This is a genomic window from Pseudomonas chlororaphis subsp. piscium, assembly GCF_003850345.1.
GTDB lineage: Bacteria > Pseudomonadota > Gammaproteobacteria > Pseudomonadales > Pseudomonadaceae > Aquipseudomonas > Aquipseudomonas piscium.
This window is the reverse complement of record NZ_CP027707.1, coordinates 4,398,348-4,420,465: the sequence shown is the minus strand read 5'-3', so window position 1 is coordinate 4,420,465 and position 22,118 is coordinate 4,398,348. Positions and strand designations below refer to the sequence as shown.

Annotated in this window: 18 protein-coding genes; 12 read left to right on the top strand and 6 right to left on the bottom strand. The window is 66.4% G+C overall.

Features of this window, described 5'->3' with window-relative positions:
- The first annotated feature begins 11 nt into the window (after positions 1 to 11).
- A complete protein-coding gene (locus C4K38_RS19850) occupies positions 12 to 980 on the top strand; it encodes a Gfo/Idh/MocA family protein (RefSeq protein WP_053279842.1) in 969 nt (322 codons plus the stop codon).
- A 240-nt stretch (positions 981 to 1,220) separates the two neighbouring features.
- On the opposite strand, the gene C4K38_RS19845 is transcribed toward C4K38_RS19850, so the two are convergent.
- A complete protein-coding gene (locus C4K38_RS19845) occupies positions 1,221 to 2,879 on the bottom strand; it encodes a phosphoethanolamine transferase (protein WP_053279841.1) in 1,659 nt (552 codons plus the stop codon).
- Between the two features lie 191 nt (positions 2,880 to 3,070).
- Entirely contained in the window at positions 3,071 to 4,813 is a 1,743-nt protein-coding gene (locus C4K38_RS19840) for an amidohydrolase (RefSeq protein ID WP_053279840.1), read from the bottom strand.
- A 103-nt stretch (positions 4,814 to 4,916) separates the two neighbouring features.
- Between C4K38_RS19840 and C4K38_RS19835 the strand changes: the two genes are divergently transcribed.
- From C4K38_RS19835 to C4K38_RS19800, 8 genes are all read left to right on the top strand, one after another.
- The gene (locus tag C4K38_RS19835; RefSeq protein ID WP_053279839.1) at positions 4,917 to 5,834 is read left to right on the top strand and encodes a LysR family transcriptional regulator; all 918 of its coding nucleotides are present in this window, start codon (positions 4,917 to 4,919) and stop codon (positions 5,832 to 5,834) included.
- 38 nt (positions 5,835 to 5,872) lie between these two features.
- A complete protein-coding gene (gene lexA, locus C4K38_RS19830; protein ID WP_053279838.1) occupies positions 5,873 to 6,490 on the top strand; it encodes a transcriptional repressor LexA in 618 nt (205 codons plus the stop codon).
- Positions 6,490 to 7,107 (top strand): translesion DNA synthesis-associated protein ImuA, encoded by a 618-nt coding sequence (imuA, locus tag C4K38_RS19825; protein WP_053279837.1) that lies wholly within the window; start codon positions 6,490 to 6,492, stop codon positions 7,105 to 7,107. Before lexA ends, imuA begins: the two co-directional genes overlap by 1 nt.
- A 7-nt stretch (positions 7,108 to 7,114) precedes the next feature.
- Positions 7,115 to 8,530 (top strand): Y-family DNA polymerase, encoded by a 1,416-nt coding sequence (locus tag C4K38_RS19820; RefSeq protein ID WP_053279836.1) that lies wholly within the window; start codon positions 7,115 to 7,117, stop codon positions 8,528 to 8,530.
- Positions 8,527 to 11,610: an error-prone DNA polymerase gene (locus tag C4K38_RS19815; protein WP_053279835.1), complete on the top strand. Its 3,084-nt coding sequence runs from the start codon at positions 8,527 to 8,529 to the stop codon at positions 11,608 to 11,610. Before C4K38_RS19820 ends, C4K38_RS19815 begins: the two co-directional genes overlap by 4 nt.
- Before the next feature lie 268 nt (positions 11,611 to 11,878).
- A complete protein-coding gene (locus C4K38_RS19810) occupies positions 11,879 to 12,535 on the top strand; it encodes a CsgG/HfaB family protein (RefSeq protein ID WP_223816008.1) in 657 nt (218 codons plus the stop codon).
- 26 nt (positions 12,536 to 12,561) lie between these two features.
- Positions 12,562 to 12,933 (top strand): DUF4810 domain-containing protein, encoded by a 372-nt coding sequence (locus C4K38_RS19805; protein ID WP_053279833.1) that lies wholly within the window; start codon positions 12,562 to 12,564, stop codon positions 12,931 to 12,933.
- A complete protein-coding gene (locus C4K38_RS19800) occupies positions 12,930 to 13,589 on the top strand; it encodes a DUF799 domain-containing protein (RefSeq protein WP_053279832.1) in 660 nt (219 codons plus the stop codon). The genes C4K38_RS19805 and C4K38_RS19800 overlap by 4 nt, the downstream gene beginning before the upstream one ends.
- A gap of 73 nt (positions 13,590 to 13,662) precedes the next feature.
- Here the strand turns inward: C4K38_RS19800 and C4K38_RS19795 are convergent, their stop codons facing one another.
- Positions 13,663 to 13,833 carry a hypothetical protein gene (locus tag C4K38_RS19795; RefSeq protein ID WP_155772911.1) on the bottom strand — a complete coding sequence of 57 codons (171 nt, stop codon included), beginning with the start codon at positions 13,831 to 13,833 and terminating at the stop codon, positions 13,663 to 13,665.
- A 29-nt stretch (positions 13,834 to 13,862) separates the two neighbouring features.
- Here C4K38_RS19795 and C4K38_RS19790 point away from each other — a divergent pair, with 29 nt between their 5' ends.
- The 3 genes from C4K38_RS19790 (at position 13,863) to C4K38_RS19780 (ending at position 19,245) form a co-directional block, all read left to right on the top strand.
- On the top strand, positions 13,863 to 15,974 hold the full coding sequence (locus C4K38_RS19790; protein ID WP_053279831.1) for a hybrid sensor histidine kinase/response regulator: 2,112 nt from the start codon (positions 13,863 to 13,865) through the stop codon (positions 15,972 to 15,974).
- Positions 15,975 to 16,149: 175 nt separating this feature from the next.
- On the top strand, positions 16,150 to 18,810 hold the full coding sequence (locus C4K38_RS19785) for an excinuclease ABC subunit UvrA (protein WP_053279830.1): 2,661 nt from the start codon (positions 16,150 to 16,152) through the stop codon (positions 18,808 to 18,810).
- A gap of 201 nt (positions 18,811 to 19,011) precedes the next feature.
- Positions 19,012 to 19,245 carry a DUF465 domain-containing protein gene (locus C4K38_RS19780; RefSeq protein ID WP_025804516.1) on the top strand — a complete coding sequence of 78 codons (234 nt, stop codon included), beginning with the start codon at positions 19,012 to 19,014 and terminating at the stop codon, positions 19,243 to 19,245.
- Between the two features lie 175 nt (positions 19,246 to 19,420).
- Here the strand turns inward: C4K38_RS19780 and C4K38_RS32355 are convergent, their stop codons facing one another.
- The 3 genes from C4K38_RS32355 to C4K38_RS19770 form a co-directional block, all read right to left on the bottom strand.
- Positions 19,421 to 19,558, bottom strand: a complete 138-nt coding sequence (locus C4K38_RS32355; protein ID WP_007932359.1) for a PA0050 family protein — start codon at positions 19,556 to 19,558, stop codon at positions 19,421 to 19,423.
- Between the two features lie 189 nt (positions 19,559 to 19,747).
- Complete coding sequence (locus C4K38_RS19775) at positions 19,748 to 20,857, bottom strand: SMP-30/gluconolactonase/LRE family protein (RefSeq protein ID WP_053279829.1); 1,110 nt, start codon at positions 20,855 to 20,857, stop codon at positions 19,748 to 19,750.
- 25 nt (positions 20,858 to 20,882) lie between these two features.
- Complete coding sequence (locus C4K38_RS19770) at positions 20,883 to 22,052, bottom strand: SRPBCC family protein (RefSeq protein WP_053279828.1); 1,170 nt, start codon at positions 22,050 to 22,052, stop codon at positions 20,883 to 20,885.
- Between the last annotated feature and the right edge of the window lie 66 nt (positions 22,053 to 22,118).

The following is a 22,118-nucleotide window of genomic DNA, read 5'->3' as shown; positions in this document are numbered from 1 at the left end:
GAGGAGAGGGCATGCGGCCCGTGCGCTGGGGCATGATCGGTTGCGGCAGCGTCACCGAACGCAAGAGCGGCCCGGCCTTCTACAAGGCGCCGGGCTCGGCCTTGGTGGCGGTGATGGGTCGGCGCCTGGAAGCGGTGCGGGACTATGCGGCACGCCACGGCATCGCACGCTTCTACACCGATGCCCAGGCGCTGATCGACGACCCCGAAGTGGACGCGGTGTACATCGCCACGCCACCTGACAGTCACCACGCCTACAGCTTTCGGGTGGCCGCCGCCGGCAAGCACTGCTGCGTGGAAAAACCGATGGCATTGAACGCCGGGCAAAGCCTGGAGATGCAGCAGGTTTTCCAGCAGGCCGGATTGCACCTGTTCGTGTCCTACTACCGCCGTTCCCTGCCGCGCTTCCAGCAAGTGCGGCAATGGCTGCGGGACGGGCGCATCGGTGAGGTGCGCCACCTGAGCTGGACCCTGACCAAGGCCCCGTCCAAGGCCGATCGCAGTGGCGGCCGCAACTGGCGCACCGACCCGCGGATCGCCGGCGGCGGCTACTTCGCCGACCTGGCGAGCCACGGCCTGGACCTGTTCCAGTACCTGCTGGGGGACATCACCGAGGTCGCCGGTTTCACCGCGCGGCAGGCCGGGCTGTACAGCGCCGAGGACGCAGTGAGCGCCAGCTGGCGTTTCGCGAGTGGCGCCCTGGGCACGGGGGCCTGGAACTTCGTCGCGGACCGTCGGGTGGACCGGGTGGAGATCATCGGCAGCCAGGGGCGTATCGGCTTCTCGGTGTTCGACGAACATCCGCTGCAATTGGACGCCGATGAACAGTTGAGCCTCTTCATCGACAACCCCGAGCACATCCAGTGGCACCACGTACTCGGCATAAACGCCCATATCCGTGGCCAAGCACAGCATCCGGCCCTGGCCGCCGAGGCGGTGAAAACCGACCGGGTCATGGACCTGATCCTCAAGCGCGGTTAGGCCAAACCTTCACGCCCCTGTAGGTGGGGTGACGTCTGGATCCTGCTCTCGATCGGTGCTGCCCGATGCCGCCGTTATCAGTTTCAACACCCATCTCGCTCCTGTGGAACGTGCGCGATCTTCTTCTGTAGGAGCGAGGCTTGCCCGCGATGAACTATGACGCGGTGGATCAGAAATTCCGCGTCGCGGCCTTCGCGAGCAAGCTTCGCTCCTACAGAAGCCAAGCGCTATCCGGTGGCGCTAGTGCGCCGCGGTCATGTTCGGCCGGCACGAATGGAAGATGTCCAGCCGCGGCTGGTACAGGCTGGTCTTGACCTCGAACAGCCCGAGCACCGAGTGGAACAGGTTGTCGTGGCTCAGGTCCGGCTCGCCGCTCTTGCCTTGCAGGCAGTCGCGCTGGATGCCCAGGTCGCTCAGGGCTTGCTGGCCGAACCACATCAGCATCGGCACATGGGTCTGCGCCTGCGGCGCCAGGGCGTAGGGCGCGGCGTGCAGGTACAGGCCGTTTTCGCCGAGGGACTCGCCATGGTCGGAGACGTATAGCATCGAGGTGTCGAAGCGTTCCTGGTTGTGCTTGAGCAACTCGATGACCCGGGCCAGGAAGTGGTCGGTGTAGAGGATGGTGTTGTCGTAGACGTTCACCAGTTCCTCGCTGCTGCAACTGCCCAGCTGGTTGGTGTGGCAGATCGGGGTGAAGCGCTCCAGGCTCTTCGGATAGCGGTCGTAGTACTCCGGGCCGTGGCTGCCGTCGGCGTGCAGGACGATGATCGCGTTGTCGCCGAGGCGGTCGATGTACTGCTGCAGGTCCACCAGCAGGGCTTCGTCCAGGCAGTTCTTGCCGTCGCAGAAGGGGCTCGGCTGGGTCTTGGGAATGTCGCGGTTCGGCACCCGCAGGCAGGTGCCCTTGCAGTCGCTGTTATTGTCCAGCCACAGCACCTGCACGCCGGCCCGTTGCAGCACATCCAGCAGGCTTTCGTAGGTCTTGCCCTTCTTGTCGCTGTAGTCCTCGCGGGGAAACATCGAGAACATGCACGGCACCGAGACCGCGGTCGAGGTGCCGCAGGAGTGCACCTGGGTGAAGTTGAGGATGTCCAGCCTGGCCAGCTCCGGGTTGGTGTCGCGGGCATAGCCGTTGAGGGAGAAGTGGTCGGCGCGGGCGGTCTCGCCGACCACCAGGATCATCAGCGACTTCTTCTCCCGGGCGCTGGCCTGGGCGCTCATCGCCGCGTCCTGGCCGATCGGCTGGATCACCAGGTGTTGCTTGATCCCCAGGCTCTGCTTGGCGTATTTGCCGAGGGCGTAGAGGTAGTTGGTCGGGTTGATGAAGTGGGTCAGCTTGTCTTCTTCGCGAAAGATCGGCGCGTAGGTGGAATAGAAGGCGCCGACCGAGACCGCGATCGCCAGCACACAGGCGGCGATCACCAATAGCTTGTTCAGCAGGCCACGAAAGAACGGCCGGTAGCGCACCGGGGTGCGCCAGATCAGCACCACCGGCAAGGCGCCCAGCACCAGCAGGTAGCCCAGCAGCTTGAAGTTGAACAGCGCGCTAGCTTCGCCCGGGTTGGTCTCGAACACGTTCTGCACCATCACCGTGTCGATGGTGATGCCGTACTGGTTCATGAAATACGCGGCGGCGGCCGAGGTCAGGGCCACCAGGCTCAGCGCCGGTTTCAGGGTCCAGCGGAAGGACACCAGGGTCAGCAGCAGGGTGATGGCGGCCCACAGGAACAGCCCGAAGGAGGCGAAGAACGCCAGCTTGTGCAGGCCTTGCAGGCTGATCAGGTGGCCCAGGGCGCGCCAGGTGGCGAAGTTGTAGAGCGCCACCAGGGCCAGGGAAAACAGCAGCACCAGGCGGGTCGATGTGATTGACGGCAATCGCAGTCCTTTGCCCAAGACCATTTCAGTTCGTTCCTCTACCTATGATGAAAACGCCAGCCGTTGCACTGCCGACTATAGATCGGGATTGGTAAAAAAAGTGTCGAAGGGCCTTTGCCGTTGTGTCGAGTCGCGCCGCACAGGTCGCTATCGATATGGCTCAGGCCCCCGCGCTCGGCGAGAGGCGGGGGCGGGCAGCGGGTCAGCCGTTGCAGTCAGAGAGGCCGGGCGTAGACTTCGCGGCCGGCGAACCAGGTCTGCAGCACCTGGGTTTCATGCAGGGCCTTTTCGTCGACGCGGAACACGTCGCGGTCCAGCACGATGAAGTCGGCCTGTTTGCCGGCGCTCAGCGAGCCGATTTGCTGCTCCAGGCCGATGGCGCGGGCGGCGTTGAGGGTGTAGGCGTAGAACATGGTTTCGCGGTCCAGGCGCTCGTCGGCGTTGAGCACCCCCAGCGGCCCCTTGCGGGTGATGGCCTGGGCGATGGCGTTCCACGGGTTGGGCGAGGACACCGGCCAGTCGCTGGCCCCGGCGAGGGTCGCGCCCTGCTTGAGCAGGGAGTGCGCCGGGTACTGGTAACGGAAGGCCAGGGCGCTGACGTAGGGCTTGATCATGTCCAGGGTGTAGTCGTCCGCCGAGGCCCACAGCAGTTGCATCGAGGCGATGACCCCCAGCGGCTTGAAACGGGCGAACTCTTTCGGGTTGACCATCTGCAAGTGGGTGATGGAGTGGGCGATGCCGCTCTGGCGGTCCTGGCGCGCCTGGGCGATGCCATTGAGGGATTCGCGCACCGCGCGGTCGCCGATGGCATGGATATGCACTAGCCAGCCGCGCTGGTCGATGGCGCTGACCAGTTCGCCGAAATGCTCGGGATCGATCAGCAGTTCGCCCTGTTTGTGCGAGTTGCTGTAGGGATCGATCATCGCCGCGCTCTGGGCCGGGTATTCGATCACCCCGTCGGCGAAGATCTTGACGCCGGGCAGGGTCAGGTTGGGGATGCCCTGGAATTGCTGGCGCACCTGCTCCAGCACGTCGAGGTCGGCAGGGCGGCTTTTCGGGTTGGCCACCAGCAGCGCGGCGACATGGGCGCTCAGGCCGCCGCTCTCGGCGAGCGCCTTGTAGGCCGGCAGCACACCGACGGTCTGGGCGGTGGGCTTGAGGGCGAACACCGCTTCGCCGGGGCCGGCGTTGGCCGCCGGGTCCATCCAGGCGGTGATGCCCAGGCTGTTGTTGTAGCGCACCGCCGATTGCGCCGCGTTGAGCAGGGCGGCGCTGCCGGGCACCGGCATTTTCGCCGCGACCCGGTCCCAGCCGGCGTCCACCAGGAAGCCGTTGGGGCGGCCGTCGGCGAGCTGGCCGATGGTGTCGCGCTCGGCCTGCGGCAGGGTCTTGAGCAGGGCGGCGTCGATGCCGGCGCGCTCAAGCATCACCGCGTTGGCCCAGGCGGTATGGTGATCGCTGCCGGTGAACACCACGGGCACCTTGGCCCATTCGCCGGCGTTGAAGCGCTGGCCCAGGGCTTCGGCCTGGGCCCAGTAGGCCGAGCTCATGCCGGCGATGCTGAGGACATCGCCATGCCGGGCCTTGCCGTCGTCGCGCCAGGCGCGCAGCTTTCGCTCCAGCTCGTCGAGGCCGACCACCTGGTCCTGCATGTTGGCCGAGGTCATTTCCAGGCCGCCGAAGATCGCATGGGAATGGCTGTCGATCAGGCCGGGCATCAGGGTCTTGCCGCCCAGGTCGATGACCCGGGTGCCGGTTTCGATCAACGCCTTGATCTGTGCGTCGCTGCCCACTTGCAGCACCTTGCCGTCGGCCACCGCCAGGGCCTGGACCTTGGGCTGGGCGCGATCGGCGGTGAACACCTGGCCGTTGAACAGCACCAGGTCGGTGGCGGCCATGGCTTCCATTGAGGCAAAACTTACTGCAATCGTCAGCAGATTCGGGATGAATCTTTTCATTGAGTATTTCCTTGTTATTGCGTCTGATGCCCAGATTAGTGGCTTGCCAGAGCCGACAGAACGCCTCGCTGACGAAAAACGTTTTTGCCTGAATGGAAAAAGCATGGACAAGTTGGGTGCATTAAAAATGTTCGTGGTCACTGCGCAGCTGGGCAGTTTCAGCCGCGCCGCCGAGCAGTTGGGCAAGACCCCCTCGGCCCTGACCAAGGCGGTCAATCACCTGGAAGTCGAGCTGGGCGCGCGCTTGTTCGAGCGCAGTACCCGGCGGATCCTGCTGACGGAAGTGGGGCGGCTCTACCTGGAAACCGCGCGCCAGGTCCTGCAGCGGCTGGAGGAAGCCGGCGAGGAAATCGAGCAGTTGCAGCATGGCCTGCGCGGCAACCTGAAGATCACCGCGCCGCTGGCCTATGGGCAGGCCTTTCTCGACCAGGTGTGTGGCGGTTTCCTCGAGCAGTATCCGCAGATCGACCTGCAGGTGGATCTGTGCGACGAGTTCGTCAACCTGCTGGAAAGCGGCTACGACCTGGCCCTGCGCGAAGGCCATGACGACCTGCCGGGGCTGATCGCCCGGGTGGTCGGCAGCAATTGCCTGGCCTTGTGCGCCAGCCCGGCCTACCTGGCGCGCAAGGGCGTGGCGGTGACGCCGCAGACCCTGGATGAACACGAATGGCTGCTCTATCGCCATCCCTTGCTTAGCCGCGAGTTCTGGTGGGTCGAACGGGACGGGCAGCGCCTGAGCCTGCCGCAACCCCGGGCGCCGCGCTTGCGCAGCGACAATTACGACCTGCTGCTGGCCAATGCCCTGGCCGGGCGCGGGCTGCTGCACACCCCGCTGTGGAGCGCCGCGCCTTACCTGGCCGACGGCCGCCTGGTGCGGGTGATGGCCGGCTACGCCATCGACCCGGACTGCTTCGGGCCGCACATCCTGGCGGTCTACCCCAGCCACCGGCGGGCCACGGCCAAGGTGCTGGCGTTCATCGATTACATCAGTGCTTTCCTGGCGAGCCGTGGCCTGGGCTGACTGGCGGTTCTTGTCAGGAAAACCCGGGAGGAGTACAAATGTACTCCATGACCACTTTATCTCCCCGCCGCAGTGCCATCCTGACCTTTATCCGCGAGCGCATCGCCGAACATGGCCAGCCCCCGAGCCTCGCTGAAATCAGCGAGGCCTTCGGCTTCGCCTCGCGCAGCGTGGCGCGCAAGCATGTCATAGCCCTGACCGAGGCCGGCTTCATCGAGGTCAACCCCCATCAGGCCCGGGGCATCCGCCTGCTCAACCAGCCGCCGCGCCCCGAGTTGCTGGAGATCCCGGTGCTCGGCCGGGTCGCCGCCGGCCTGCCGATCGGCGCCGATGCCGAGGTGCACAGCCGCTTGCTGCTCGACCCGGCGCTGTTTTCCCGTACCCCCGATTACCTGCTGCGGGTCCAGGGCGATTCGATGATCGATGACGGCATCCTCGACGGCGACCTGGTGGCGGTGCGCCGTGACAGCGAGGTGCGCAACGGCCAGATCGTGGTGGCACGGCTGGACGGCGAAGTCACCATCAAGCGTTTCGAGCGCCTGGTAGATGGCGTGCGCCTGCTGCCGCGCAACCCGGCCTATGCGCCGATCCTGATCGGCGAAGACCGGGACCTGGCTATCGAAGGGGTGTTCTGTGGCCTGGTGAGGCAAGGCTGATGGGCGCCGTCGTGGCACTGGAGACGCTGTTCAATGCCGGCCGGGTGTGGAAGGGCCGCCCGACGGTGCCCGCCGCCAGCCCGCAACCCACCGGCCACCCCATGCTGGACGCGGCCTTGCCCAGCGGCGGCTGGCCGGAAGCGGCGCTGACGGAAATCCTTATCGCCGCCCAGGGTGTCGGCGAGCTGCAACTGCTGTGGCCGACCCTGGCCCGGCTCTCGGCCGCCGGCGAGCGCATCGTGCTGGTGGCGCCGCCCCATGTGCCGTATCCCCAGGCCTGGCAGAGTGCCGGGGTCGATCTGCGCCAGCTGTCGGTGATCCAGGCCGGCGAGCGGGACGCCCTGTGGGCCGCCGAGCAGTGCCTGCGTTCGGGCTGCTGCGGGGCTGTGCTGTGCTGGCCGCAACAGGTCGACGACCGTGCCTTGCGGCGTTTGCAGGTGGCGGCCGAGACCGGCCAGACCCTGGCCTTTGCCTACCGCCCCCTCAAGGAAGCCATCAACCCCTCGCCAGCGGCCCTGCGCATCGCCGTGGAGGCACGGCCAGCGCAGCTGCGGATACTCAAGTGCCGTGGCGGCCTGGCCCATGCGGCGCCGATCGCCTTCGCCCCGGGGCACTGAGGTTGCCATGCGCTGGGTCTGCATTCTGTTCCCGCAATTGGCGCTGGACGCGGCGCTGCGCCAGCGCCCCGAGCCGGACGCCGCGCTGGCGCTGCTCAGCGGGACGCCGCAGCGCCGGGTGATCCAGGCGGTGAATGCCGCGGCCCGCGAGCTGGGGTTGCGGCCCGGGCAGCCGTTGACCGCCGCCCAGGCCCTGAGCAAGAACTTCGCCAGCGCCGAATACGACGCCGACGAAATCGCCCATTGGCAGCAGTTTCTCGCGGCCTGGGCCTACCGCTTCAGTTCCCAGGTCAGCCTTCATTACCCGCGCACCCTGGTGTTCGAGATCGAGTCGAGCCTGGGCCTGTTCGGCCCCTGGCCACAGCTGGAGGCGCGCCTGCGCCAGGAGCTGAGCGAGCTGGGCTTTCGCCACCGCATCGTCAGCGCGCCGAACCCGGCGGCGGCCCGGGTGCTGGCCAATGCCTATGACGGGCTGGCGGTGACCGACCTGGAACAGTTGCGCCAGGCCCTGGGGCGCATGCCCGTGGAGCGTCTCGGCCTGCCGCCGGGCGCGGCCACAGCCCTGTCGCGCATGGGCCTGCGCACCTTCGCCCAGGTGCGCGGGCTGCCCCGGGACACCCTGGCCCGGCGTTTCGACGCGGGCCTGCTCAAGCACCTGGATACTCTGTTGGGCGAGCGTTCCCTGGCGCTGGCGTTCTATCAGCCGCCGGACCGTTTCGATCTGCGCATCGAATTGAATTTCGATGTGCTGTCCCATCAGGCCCTGCTGTTTCCCCTGCGCCGCTTGACCAGCGACTTGGCGGCATTTCTCTGTGGCCGTGACAGCGGGGTGCAGCGCTTCGACCTGCACCTGGAACATGTCGAGCTGCCCGACAGCCTGATCAAGGTCGGCCTGCTCAGCGCCGAACGCGAGCCGGGGATGCTGTTCGAGCTGGCGCGCGGGCGCCTGGAGCAGGTCCAGGTGCCGGCGCCGGTGCGTGGCGTGCGCCTGGTGGCCGAGGATCTGCCGCGCTTCGTGCCGCAGCACCGCGAGCTGTTCGACGAGCGTCCGCAGCAGTCCTTGCCCTGGGAGCAGCTACGCGAGCGCCTGCGGGCCCGACTGGGGGACGAGGCGGTGCATGGCTTGCGTTTCCACTCTGACCACCGTCCCGAATGCAGCTGGCAACCGGTCGGCGACAGCCAGGCCTGCCCGCTGCTGCCCGGGCCCCGGCGCCCGGGCTGGCTGTTGCGCGAGCCGTTGGCGCTGTCGGAGGGGGCGGCGCGGATCCTCATGGGCCCGGAACGCATCGAGTCCGGCTGGTGGGACGGCGGCGACGTGCGCCGCGACTATTACCTGATCGAGACCCGCGGCGGCCAGCAGGGCTGGGCGTATCGCCCGGTGGGCGAGGCGGGAGCCTTGCTGTTGCAGGGCTGGTTCGCATGAAGGGCTACGCCGAACTGCACTGCCTGTCGAACTTCAGTTTCCAGCGCGGTGCCTCCAGTGCCCGCGAGCTGTTCGAGCGGGCGGCGGCCCAGGGCTACCAGGCCCTGGCGATTACCGACGAGTGCAGCCTGGCCGGCATCGTCCGGGCCTGGCAGGCCTCGAAGGACTGCAACCTGCCGCTGATCGTTGGCAGCGAAATGCGCCTCGACGACGGCCCGAAGCTGGTGCTGCTGGTGGAGAACCTGGAGGGTTATCAGGGCCTGTGCCGGCTGATCACCCGTGGCCGGCGCCGGGCGCAGAAAGGCCAATACCAACTGTTGTGGGAAGATTTCGAGCAACCTTTGCCGGGGCTGTTGGCCCTGTGGCTGGCGGAGGCTCAGCCACAGGGCCAACAGCAAGAGACCGGGCGCTGGTTGCAGCAGGTGTTCGCCGACCGGTTGTGGCTGGCTGTGGAATTGCACTGCGGCCAGGACGATCAGCGGCGCCTGGGCGAGTCGCTGGCGCTGGCCCGGGAACTGGGCATTGCCGCCGTGGCCTGCGGCGATGTGCATATGCATGTGCGCGGGCGCCGGGCCTTGCAGGACACCATGACCGCGATCCGCCATCACGTGCGGGTGGCCGAGGCCGGCCAGCGCCTGCACCCCAATGGCGAGCGGCATTTGCGCAGTCTCGAGGCGTTGCAGGGGCTCTATCCGCCGGCCCTGTTGGACGAATCGCTGAGGATCGCCGAGCGCTGCCATTTCGACCTCGTGCAACTGCATTACCAGTACCCGCGGGAACTGGTACCCCAAGGGCAGACGCCCACCAGCTGGCTGCGCGAGCTGACCGAGCGCGGTATCGTCAAGCGCTGGCCCGGGGGCGCCAAGCCCAAGGTGCTCAAGCAGATCGGCGATGAATTGGCGCTGATCGCCGAGCTGGGTTACGAGAGTTATTTCCTCACGGTGTACGACATCGTCAGTTTTGCCCGCGGCCAGTCGATCCTCTGCCAGGGCCGGGGCTCGGCGGCCAACTCGGTGGTGTGTTTCGCCCTGGGCATCACCGAGATCGACCCGGACCGTTCGACCCTGCTGTTCGAGCGTTTTCTCTCCCGCGAGCGCAACGAGCCGCCGGATATCGACGTGGACTTCGAGCACGAACGCCGCGAGGAAGTCCTGCAGTACGTGTTCCAGCGTTACGGCCGCCATCGCGCCGCGCTGACCGCGGTGGTCAGCACCTACCACGGCGCCGGCGCGGTGCGCGATGTGGCCAAGGCCCTGGGCCTGCCGCCGGACCAGGTCAATGCCCTGGCCGACTGCTGCGGCCATTGGAGCGATACGCCGCCGGCCGTCGAGCGCCTGCTGGAGGCCGGTTTCGACCCGGACAGCCCGGTGTTGCGCCGGGTCCTGAGCCTGACCGGGCAACTGATCGGCTTTCCCCGGCACCTGTCCCAGCACCCCGGCGGCTTCGTGATTTCCGAACAGCCGCTGGACACCCTGGTGCCGGTGGAAAACGCGGCCATGGCCGAACGCACCATTATCCAGTGGGACAAGGACGACCTGGACGCGGTCGGGCTGCTCAAGGTGGACGTGCTGGCGCTGGGCATGCTCAGTGCGATTCGCCGCTGTTTCGACCTGATCCATGGCTATCGGGACCAGCGGCTAAGCCTGGCCAGCATCCCCGCCGAGGACCCGGCCACCTACGAGATGATCGGTCGCGCCGACACCATCGGCGTGTTCCAGATCGAGTCGCGGGCGCAGATGTCGATGCTGCCCCGGCTCAAGCCAAAGGATTTCTACGACCTGGTGATCGAGGTGGCCATTGTCCGGCCGGGTCCGATCCAGGGCGGCATGGTCCATCCGTACCTGCGTCGACGTGACAAAAAGGAGGAGGTGACCTATCCCTCTGCGGAACTGAAAGAGGTGCTGCAGCGAACCCTGGGCGTGCCGCTGTTCCAGGAACAGGTGATGCAGATCGCCATTGTCGCCGCCGACTACACCCCCGGCGAGGCCGACCAGTTGCGCCGCTCCATGGCCGCCTGGAAACGTCACGGCGGCCTGGAGCCCCATCGCCTGCGCCTGCGCGACGGCATGCGCGCCAACGGCTACAGCGACGAATTCGCCGCGCAGATCTTCGAGCAGATCAAGGGCTTCGGCAGCTACGGTTTCCCCGAATCCCACGCCGCCAGTTTCGCCTTGCTGACCTATGCCAGTTGCTGGCTCAAATGCCACGAGCCGGCGGCCTTCGCCTGCGCCCTGATCAACAGCTGGCCCATGGGCTTCTACAGCCCCGACCAGATCCTCCAGGACGCGCGTCGGCACCATCTGGCGATTCGCCCGGTGGACGTGCGCGCCAGCGCCTGGGATTGCAGCCTGGAACCGCTGGCCGGCGCGCAGCCGGCGTTGCGCCTGGGGCTGCGGATGATCAAGGGCTTTCGCGAAGACGATGCGCGGCGGATCGAGGCGGCGCGCCAGGACGGCCCGTTCGTCGACATCGCCGACCTCGGGCAACGGGCGCGCCTCGACAGCCGCGCCCAGGAACTGCTGGCCGATGCCGGCGCCCTGCGTGGGTTGGCCGGGCATCGGCATCGGGCGCGCTGGGAAGTGGCGGGGGTGCAGCAACAGCTCGGCCTGTTCGCCGGCCTGCCGCGCCAGGAAGAGGCACCCGTGGTTTTGCCGCGGCCGACGGTCGGTGAGGATCTGCAGGCCGATTACCTGAGCGTCGGCACCACCCTCGGGCCCCATCCGCTGGCCTTGCTGCGGGACGAACTCAAGGCCCGGCGCTGTCGCAGTTCCCGCGAGTTGCTGGAGGTCGAGCACGGGCGCCCGGTGAGCATCGCCGGGCTGGTCACCGGACGCCAGCGGCCGGGCACCGCCAGCGGCGTGACCTTCGTCACCCTGGAAGACGAGTTCGGCAACGTCAACGTGGTGGTCTGGCGCGACCTGGCCGAGCGCCAGCGCAAGGTCCTGGTGGGCGCGCAGTTGCTCAAGGTCGACGGCACCCTGGAAACCGAAGGCGAGGTCCGCCACCTGATCGCCGGCCGCTTGAGCGATCTCAGCGAGCTGCTGAGTGGCATCAGCGTGCGCAGCCGGGACTTTCGCTGACGGAGCGAGCGCTTGCCCAAAGGTGCAGGGGCAGGACGGAGCGTCCGGCAGTCAATCGACTGGCGCCAGAGTTTTTTATTTCTTTTCGCAATGATGGCACTTTGGCATAATCGCCGCCGCCGACGCCTCCTGCGTCACGTTTCAGTGTGCCCTGACTGCTATTTCCGAACCCGCAGAAGCCGTGTTTCGCAAGGCTGTGGCAGGGCGCAGGCACTTTTCTATGAATACTCAAAAGGAACGCAGAGTGAGACTGATCTCGAAGTTGGTGATGTCGGGCGTAGCGTTGGCTGTACTGGCGGGCATGAGCGGTTGTGCCACTGAAAGCTCCCGGGCGTTGCCGGTGGAGAAGGTCCAGAGCGCCAATCAGGTGTGGACCGGGGCTCGGGTACCGATGGCGGTGGGCAAGTTCGATAACCGCTCCAGCTACATGCGCGGGATTTTCTCCGACGGCGTCGACCGCCTCGGCGGCCAGGCCAAGACCATCCTGATTACCCACCTGCAGCAGACCCACCGCTTCAATGTGCTGGATCGCGACAACATGGGCGAGATCCAGCAGGAAGCGGCGATCAAGGGCCAGGCGCAGAAGCTCAAGGGCGCGGACTTCGTGGTGACCGGCGATGTCACCGAGTTCGGCCGCAAGGAAACCGGCGACCACCAGCTGTTCGGCATTCTCGGCCGCGGCAAGACCCAGGTGGCCTACGCCAAGGTGGCGTTGAACATCGTCAACATCAGCACTTCCGAAGTGGTGTATTCGACCCAGGGTGCCGGTGAGTACGCCCTGTCCAACCGCGAGGTGATCGGCTTCGGCGGCACCGCCTCCTACGACTCGACCCTCAACGGCAAGGTCCTCGACCTGGCCATGCGCGAGGCCGTCAACCGCATGGTCGAGGCGATTGACGCCGGCGCCTGGAAACCCAGCCGCTGATCGACACCGCTGACAGGGAGAAGAGCATGTTCAACACCAAGATGGCCCGGCCGCTGATGGCCGCCACGTTGCTGGGCAGCGTATTGCTGGCCGGTTGCAGTGGGCCGAAGACGCTTTACCAGTGGGAAACCTACCAGACCCAGACCTACGAGTACTTCAAGGGCGAGGAGGCCCAGGAGGCCCAGATCGAAGCGCTGGAGCGCGACCTGCAGAAGATCAAGTCCACCGGCAAGGCGGTGCCGCCGGGTTACCACGCGCACCTGGGCATGCTCTATGCGGGCCTGGGCAAGGACGACCAGATGGTGCAGCAGTTCAACACCGAGAAGGCGCTGTTCCCCGAGTCCACGCCGTACATGGACTTTCTGCTGAAAAACGCCAAGAAGGGAGCCGGCCAATGAACCTCTACACCTTGCGCAACCTGTTGGGCCTGTTGGCTGTCAGCCTGCTGGTGGGCTGCGCCACGCCCAAGACCCTGGACTACTCGGCCTACAAGCAGGCCCGGCCGAAGTCGATCCTGGTGCTGCCGCCGCTCAACGAGTCGCCGGACGTCAAGGCCACCTACAGCATGCTGTCCCAGGTGACCTTTCCCCTGGCCGAAGCCGGTTATTACGTGATGCCGATCGCAGTGGTGGATGAAACTTTCCGCCACAACGGCCTGACCAACCCGGCGGACATCCATGGCTTGTCGCCGGCCAAGCTCAACGAGATCTTCGGTGCCGATGCCGGGCTGTATATCACCGTCAAGGAGTACGGAACCAGCTACATGCTGATCAGCAGCGCCACCGTGGTCACCGCCAGTGCCACCCTGGTCGACCTGAAGACCGGCACCACGCTGTGGACCGGCACTGCCCGGGCCTCCAGCGAAGAGGGCAACAATAACAACGGCGGTGGCCTGGTGGGCATGCTGATCACCGCCGCGGTGAAGCAGATCATCAACACCTCCACCGACGCCGGTCACCCGATCGCCGGCATCACCAGCCAGCGCCTGCTGTCGGCCGGGCAACACGCGGGCCTGTTGTACGGTCCGCGCTCGCCGAAATACGGCACCGACTGAGGTCTTCAGGGCGGGCAATCCGCCCTGTGCCAGGCGGCGCCTGCGAGCGTCCGCCTGGACCTTGCGCCAGCGCCTATGCTGTTTGTTCGATAGTGTCCGGCGTACGCTGGTGGCGCTCGCGGGCAGGGCGACCGACCAGCGGCAGTGGTGATTCGGCCTCATGGCTGAAAATCTTGAAACCATCCGGGTGCAGGGTGCTCAAAGGCTCTGGAGGCTGCTGCGTCGCGACCTCCTGAAAATCCATGCTTGCCATGCTTTTCGTAGAGTTCGCTCATGCCGTTCTTATCCGATCCCCATGGTTGCCAGGGCTGGAAAGGCGAGATGGCCGGACGCATCCAGGCGTTCGACTGGTCCCTCACCGAGCTCGGAGCGCTGGAGCACTGGTCGTCGAGCCTGTGCAGTGCGGTGCAACTGCTGCTGGCTTCGCCGGTACCCCTGCTCCTGCTCTGGGGCCGCTCGGGCTACATGATCTACAACGATGCCTACGCCGAATTCGCCGGCGGCCGGCATCCGTACCTGCTCGGCCGCCAGGTGGAGCTGGGCTGGCCGGAGGTGGCGGATTTCAACCGGCATGTGCTGGACACCTGCCTGGCGGGCGGGACCCTGTCGTACCGCAACAAGGAACTGGTGCTGCTGCGCAACGGCCAGCCGGAACCTGTCTGGATGGACCTCTACTACAGCCCGGTGGCCGGCGACGACCAGGCGCCGGCCGGGGTCATGGCGATAGTGGTCGAGACCACCGCCCATGTGCTGTCCGAGCAACGCCGCCAGGAAGTCGAGAGCGCCTACCGCGTGGAAAACGAACGGGTGCAGCTGGCGCTCAATGCCGGGGCGCTGCTGGGTTCCTTTGTCTGGGACATCAAGGCCGATCGGCTGTCAGGCGACGAGCGTTTTGCCCGGACCTTTTCCTACCCGCTGGAGCAGCCGCTGGACGACCTGTCGATGGCGGTCGCCGACAGCCGGGTGCACCCCGAGGACCTGCCGCGGATCAAGGAGCAGCTGGCCTACAGCCTGCAAAAGGGCATGCCCTACAACAGCGAATACCGCATCCGCCGGGCGGACGGCAGTTACCTGTGGGTCATGGGTTGTGGCCGTTGCGAGTTCGACGAGGCGGGACAGGCCTTGCGCTTTCCCGGCGTGCTGATCGATATCCACGAACGCAAGATGGCCGAAGAGTCGCTGCTGCAACTGACGCGCAACCTCGAGCAGCGGGTGGCCGAGGAGGTCAACGCGCGGGTCTCGGCCGAGGAGCAGTTGCGCCAGTCGCAGAAGCTCGAGGCCATTGGCGGCATGACCGGTGGCGTGGCCCACGACTTCAACAACCTGCTGCAAGTGATCGCCGGCAACCTGCACCTGCTGGCGCGCCATGAGCCGGACAATGCCAATGTGCAGCGCCGGGTCGGCGCGGCCATTACCGCGGTCGAGCGCGGCGCCAAGCTGTCCGCGCAATTGCTCGCGTTCGCCCGGCGCCAGCCGTTGTCGCCCGAGGTCTACAACCCGTGCCGGATCCCCGACAGCCTGGGTGAGCTGCTGCAACGGGCCCTCGGCGAGACCATCGATATCGACGTGCAACTGCCCGCGCAGCCCTGGTGCATCAAGGTCGATCGCGGCCAGCTGGAAAACGCCTTGCTCAACCTGGCGATCAACGCCCGCGATGCGATGAAGGGCGAGGGCACCATCGGCATCCGTGGCGAAAATGTGGTGCTCGACCGCCGTTTCTGTGCCGGCAAGGGCATCACCGCCGGCGACTACCTGTGCCTGTCGGTGGCCGATACCGGCGATGGCATGCCCCCCGAGGTGCTCAAGCAGGCGTTCGAGCCGTTCTTCACCACCAAGCGTGACGGCCTGGGCACCGGGCTGGGGCTGAGCATGGTGTTCGGTTTCGTCAAGCAGAGCGGCGGCCATATCGAGATGCTCAGCGCGCCGGGGCAGGGCACCACGGTGCGCATGTATTTTGTCCGCAGTACTGAAACTGAGCCGGGAGAGGCGCCCCGGCGTGGGCAGCGGCCTGGCCACGGCCAGGAAACCATCCTGGTGGTGGAGGACAACGAGGACGTCCGCGCGGCGGCGGTCGAGTTGCTGGAGCACGCCGGCTACAAGGTGCTGGTGGCGGCCAATGGCGATGCGGCCATGCAACTGTTGCTGAACGGCGCCCGGGTCGAGTTGATCTTCACCGATGTGGTGATGCCCGGCCTGATCAAAAGCACCGACCTGGCGCTCTGGGCCAAGACCCAGTCGCCGGCCGTGGCGGTGCTGTTCACCTCGGGGCATACCCGCGACATCATTTCCTGCAATCACCAGCTCAGCCCGGACACCCACCTGCTGAGCAAGCCCTACAGCCCGGACGCCCTGACCGCCATGGTCAGGTCGGTGCTGGAGGCGTGAGGTCGTAAACACCTCAGGCAAAAAGCCCGCTGAAGGTTCGACATCCACGGTTGCTCAAAACCCCGGGCCCATGCACCCTGCATCTCGGTCGGGTGGCTGCCTGTCGTCGGTGCTGGCGCCGTGGGACTCTCTGACTTGAAATCTCGTCCCGACACCTCCGATACAAGGCTGTCCCATGACTTCAGCGCGCAACACGTCTTCGCCCCAGGTTTTGTCTTCCTTGCCAGCGCACAGCTCGGGTTTTGTCAGGGTGCGCGGCGCCCGCGAACACAACCTGCGCAACGTCGACGTGGATATTCCCCGCGATGCGCTGGTGGTGTTCACCGGGGTTTCCGGCTCCGGCAAATCGTCCCTGGCGTTCTCGACCCTGTATGCCGAGGCCCAGCGCCGCTATTTCGAATCGGTGGCGCCTTACGCCCGGCGCCTGATCGATCAGGTCGGGGTGCCGGATGTCGACGCCATCGAAGGCCTGCCGCCGGCGGTGGCCCTGCAACAGCAGCGTGGCACGCCGAGCACCCGCTCTTCGGTGGGCAGCGTCACCACCTTGTCCAGCCTGATCCGCATGCTCTATTCCCGGGCCGGCAGCTACCCGCCGGGGCAGCCGATGCTCTACGCCGAAGACTTCTCGCCCAACACCCCGCAAGGTGCCTGTCCCAACTGCCATGGCCTGGGCCGGGTCTACGAGGTCAGCGAGGCGTCCATGGTCCCGGACCCTTCGCTGACCATCCGCCAGCGCGCGGTGGCGTCCTGGCCCCTGGCCTGGCAGGGGCAGAACCAGCGCGACATCCTCGTGACCCTGGGCTACGACGTCGATATTCCCTGGCGCGACCTGCCTAAAGAACAGCGCGACTGGATCCTGTTCACCGAAGAAACCCCCACCGTGCCGGTGTACGCCGGGCTGACCCCGGAGCAGACCCGCGAGGCCCTCAAGCGCAAGCAGGAGCCGAGCTACATGGGCACCTTCAGCGGGGCCCGGCGTTATGTGCTGCACACCTTCACCCATTCGCAAAGCGCGCTGATGAAAAAGCGCGTGTCGCAGTTCATGCTCGGCAGCCCGTGCCCGCTGTGCGAGGGCAAGCGCCTGAAGCGCGAGGCGCTGTCGGTGACCTTCGCCGGCCTCGACATCGGCGAGCTGTCGCAGATGCCCCTGTTGCAACTGGCCGAAGTGCTGAAACCGGTGGCCGCCCAGGCTTACCTGGAACAGGCCGAGGAGGCCGGCGAGGTCTGGAGCCACGAACAGACCCAGGCCGCGCGCAAGCAGCGGATCGCCCAGGGCGCGCCGGGGCATGTCGGAGGGCCGGATGTGCGGCACACGCCGAACCTGTCCCTGGAAAAGCGCCTGGCCGCGCAACGCATCGCCCAGGACCTGCTGGAGCGGGTCAGCACCCTGACCGGCCTGGGCCTGGGTTACCTGGCCCTGGAGCGCAGTACGCCGACCCTGTCGTCCGGCGAGTTGCAGCGCCTGCGCCTGGCGACCCAGCTGGGTTCGCAGTTGTTCGGGGTGATCTACGTGCTCGACGAGCCCTCGGCGGGCTTGCATCCGGCGGACGCCGAGGCGTTGTTCGAGGCTTTGCAGCAGCTCAAGGCTTCGGGCAATTCGCTGTTCGTGGTCGAGCACGACCTGCAGACCATGCGCCGCGCCGACTGGCTGATCGACGTCGGCCCGGCGGCGGGCGAGCAGGGCGGTCAGGTGCTGTACAGCGGTCCGCCGGCGGGGCTGGCCCATGTCGCGGAGTCGCAGACCCGCGCCTACCTGTTCGCCGAGCAGGCGCCGGCCCGCCGCACCGCGCGCCAGGCCCAGGGCTGGCTGCGCCTGGAAGGCATCAGCCGCAACAACCTGAATGACCTGAGTGCCGAATTCCCCCTCGGCTGCTTCACCGCGGTGACCGGGGTGTCGGGTTCCGGCAAGTCGAGCCTGGTCAGCCAGGCGTTGCTGGAGCTGGTGGGCGCGCACCTCGGACGGCCGCAGAGCAACGAAGAGCCGGAAGAGCTGAACCTGGAAGACGAGGCCCCGCAGGCCAGCAGCGGCGAAGTCACCGCCGGGCTGGAGCGGATCAAGCGCCTGGTGCAGGTGGACCAGAAACCCATCGGCCGCACCCCGCGCTCGAACCTGGCGACCTACACCGGGCTGTTCGACCACGTGCGCAAGCTGTTCGCTGCCACCCCCGAGGCGCGAGCCCTGGGCTACGACGCCGGGCAGTTCTCCTTCAACGTCGCCAAGGGCCGCTGCCCGGCCTGCGAAGGCGAAGGTTTTGTCAGCGTCGAGTTGCTGTTCATGCCCAGCGTCTATGCGCCGTGCCCGACCTGCCATGGCGCGCGTTACAACCCGCAGACCCTGGCCATCAAGTGGCAAGATCTGAACATCGCCCAGGTCCTGCAATTGACGGTGCAGGAGGCGGTCGAGGTGTTCGCCGAGCAAGCGAGCATTCGCCGTTCCCTGGAAGTCTTGCGCGACATCGGCCTGGGTTACCTGCGCCTCGGCCAGCCGGCCACCGAGCTGTCCGGCGGCGAAGCACAGCGGATCAAGCTGGCCACCGAACTGCAGCGCAACCCCCGCGGCGCCACCCTGTATGTGCTGGACGAGCCGACCACCGGCCTGCATCCGCGGGATGTCGATCGCCTGCTGGAACAACTGGACAACCTGGTGCGGGCCGGCCACAGCGTGGTGGTGGTCGAGCATGAAATGCGCGTGGTGGCCCAGGCCGACTGGGTGATCGATATCGGCCCGGGCGCCGGCGACCAGGGCGGCAAAGTGGTGGTCAGCGGGACTCCGCAGCAGGTGGCCAGGCACCGCAAGAGCCGCACCGCGCCGTTTCTGGCCCAGGCCCTGGGGTGAATCGCGGCACCCTCAGCGGGCCTTCGGTCATGGCGGGTTTTGGGGGCAGGCGATGGGTCGCAGGAAATGCCGTTGAAGGCGACGAACGGTTAGCGCTGTGGTCTGATTGGCGGTCGACAGACAGCGGTGGTGGAGGTCATTCTGGTAACTGGCGAGCGCCTGTAAGTGCGCTTGCTACCGATCAACAAACGGAGGTGTTTCATGCCGGTGCCCCATGACCTGTATCAGGACCTGAGCTACAGCAAAGAAGACATTCAACAGCGTCGGGCCAATGACCCGCACTTGAATGCCTTGTTCGATAAATACTCCACCATTGATGATCAGGTGCTCAAAGCGGAGGCCGCGGCGGCCGCTGACGAGGAGTTGAAACGACTCAAGGAAAAGCGGCTGCTGATCAAGGATGAAATTTCCGAGAAGCTGACTGCCCGCTTCTGACCCCGACCCTGTCCTGAGCGAGATGTCCCGAGGTTTCGGGCGTCTCGCCAGGTTCTATGCAATCAAGAGCATCGCTGCTCTTCCTGCTGGTTGCGTATTTATTCCCCTGTCTCCACCCGCACGCTTGGCGAGACGCGCCCAGGAGCGGGCGCGCCTGTTTCAGCGCTTGCCTGCCTCAAGGGCACTCGCAGGTGCTCGGGCCGAATACCGGGCCTGCGCAGGGATCCTCGGACGGTCCGAACACCGGGCACGCGGCCAGCGCCGACAGGGATGAAGTGAGCAGCAGGGAAGCCAGGAGGATTTTGATTTTCATGGGTGGATCCACTCTCAATGTGATGGGAATCAATCGGATTCGATTGTTTGTCGTTCCATGGTGGGGGCGCCTGACGGCGCCGCGCGGGAGAGCTTAGATCAGAATCAATAGGCCTCCACCTCTGGCGGCCATGGCGGTGTCCGGTAGCGGCTCAGGACCCGATTCGCCCGGATCCAGGTCGCTACCGCATCAAGGCGCCTTCGCCAGGGCGACGCTCAGCGGCAGGCGCGCCATATGCGTGGCCTTGAGCGAGCCGAAGTACAGGGCGTCGCCGTATTCGCGCACCGTGGTGATGGGCGCGTAGTTGCCGGCGCTGGCGTCCTGCAGGTTGGCAATGACCTGGCCCTGGGTATCCAGGCCCAGGACGAAGCCGCGTTTTTCCACCGGCTTGGGCAGCAGGGTCATGGCGCGGACGATCATCTTGCGCACCAGGGGGTAGGGCGCGGTGCCGTCGAGCAGGACGTTGCGCGGGGCGTAGAGCGCCACCCAGAAACGTCCCTGGCCGTTGAAACTGAGGTTGTCCGGCAACCCCGGCAGGTTGTCGATGAACAGGTCGCGGGTGCCGGCCTTGGCGCCGCTGAGCCAGTAGCGGCTGATCCGGTAGGCGCCGGTTTCGTTGACCAGCACATAGGCTTCCTGGGGCCCGAGGGCGATACCGTTGGCGAACTCCAGGCCATCCAGCAATTGTTCGGTCTGGCCGGTCTGGAAGTCATAACGCAGCAGGCGCCCGTCGCCGCCGTGTTCGATCACCGCCTCGCCATCCTGGCCGTAGCCCCAGCGGCTGGTGGCGTCGCTGAAGTAGGCATAACGCCCGGCGGCGTCCACTGCCACGTCGTCGGTAAAGCCGAAGGGCAGGCCGTTGGCGGAAGTGCTGAGGGTGCTCAACTGGCCTTTGGCGTCCAGCGCGAGCAGGCCCTTGACCGCGTCGGCGATGATCAGCCGGCCATCCGGATGGCGGGCCAGGCCCAGGGGGCGCCCGCCGGTATTGGCCAGTACCTGCAGGGTGCTGCCGTCCAGGGCGGTGCGGATCACCCGCCCGTCATGCAGGCCGCTGATCAGCGAGCCGTCTTCCAGCAGCAGGGCTTCCGGCCCGTCGATATCCAGCGCACCCACCGCCTGCACGCCCTTGAGCTTCTGGTTCTCGGCGTACAGGCCGCTCTTCAGCGAAGGCGCCGCCGGCGGGGTCCAGGCCAATGGCTGGACCTTGGTCGGCATCAGCAGCAGAAAGGCGCCGATGGCGATGATCACGACCAGCAGCAGATGGCGAAACTTGATCCGACGGGGTGCGACTGGCTTCATCGATGGCGGCTCCTGGGTGATGGGTTCAGGTCACACTCTGCGGTGCGACGCTGGCGCCCAGGGGAATTGCCCGTTGCGCCATTTCGCATAAGGCTAGCAGGGAGTCGGCGGACTCCCGTTCTATCCGCCTTCTGAATAACAGGCGATTGCCCAGGCGCATCAGCAGGCCGTCGAAGCGGTATTCCAGGGTGCGGATAAACCGCGTGTGATGGGCGTCCAGTGCCTGGCACTCGTAGGTCACCACCAGCTGCAGGCCATGATCGCCCTGGGCCGAGGCACGCCAGCGATGCCCCGGCAGGTACTCATCGACCCTCCAGCTCAGGTGCCCGCTGCGCCCGCCGGCGTGGATGTCTTCCTCGAACCGCGCGCCGGCGGGCAGGGCCCCGGCCGGACCCTGGACCTTCAGCGAAGACGGGTGCCACTCCGGCCAGCGGCTGGAGGCGCTGGCGTAGTCGAGCAGGGCTACCGGGTTGCGCGGAATATCGATCTGATGCTGCATGCGGGTCATGGACGAGGACCTTGTCGATAGAGAGGAGGTAGCGGGTTCCGGCTCCCAGTACAGGGTGCCGAACAGGTAATCCATCAGCGGCAGGACAATGTTGAAGTTGCGCTCCTGCATCAGCTCGCGGCGGTGATGCAGCTCATGCAGGCGGCGCATCTGGCGGATCCACGGCAGCCGCGCCAGCGGGTGCCCGGCCGGCAAGTGTTCGCAGGCATGGAACACTTCGTAGGCCAGGTAACCGATCAGGGTGCAGCTGGCGAACAGCGCCGCGACATTGGCATTCCACAACTGCAGCAGCCACCACAGCGGCAGGGCGAACAACAGGCTGTGGACCAGGATCAGCCAGGCCGGGAACAGGATCACCCGCCAGTCCCGGGGGCTGTCGTAGGTCATGTATCCAGGCACGAAAAAGCTGTGGTGATCGCCGCTGTGGCGGGCGTAGAACATCCGCGCGAAGGCCTGCTTGTGGTGGCCCAGCCAGCGGTGCACGACGTAGATGCACAGGTTGAAGAACAGCAGCGCCACCGGCACCGCCAGCCACTCCAGCGGCTGCACCTGGTGCAGGGTGCTCCACAGCAGGGCGATGCACGCCATGCCGTAGGCCAGCACGAAACCGCCGTGCAGCCACGGGTTGTAGCGCGGATGAACCGCGGCGCGGTAACGCTCGCGAAATGCCAGGGTGGTTTGCCTCAAGGCCGTTCTCCTGTGGGTTTTGTTGTTCTTATTGACAGAAGATTAGTCCTGCTCGAATTATCCAGC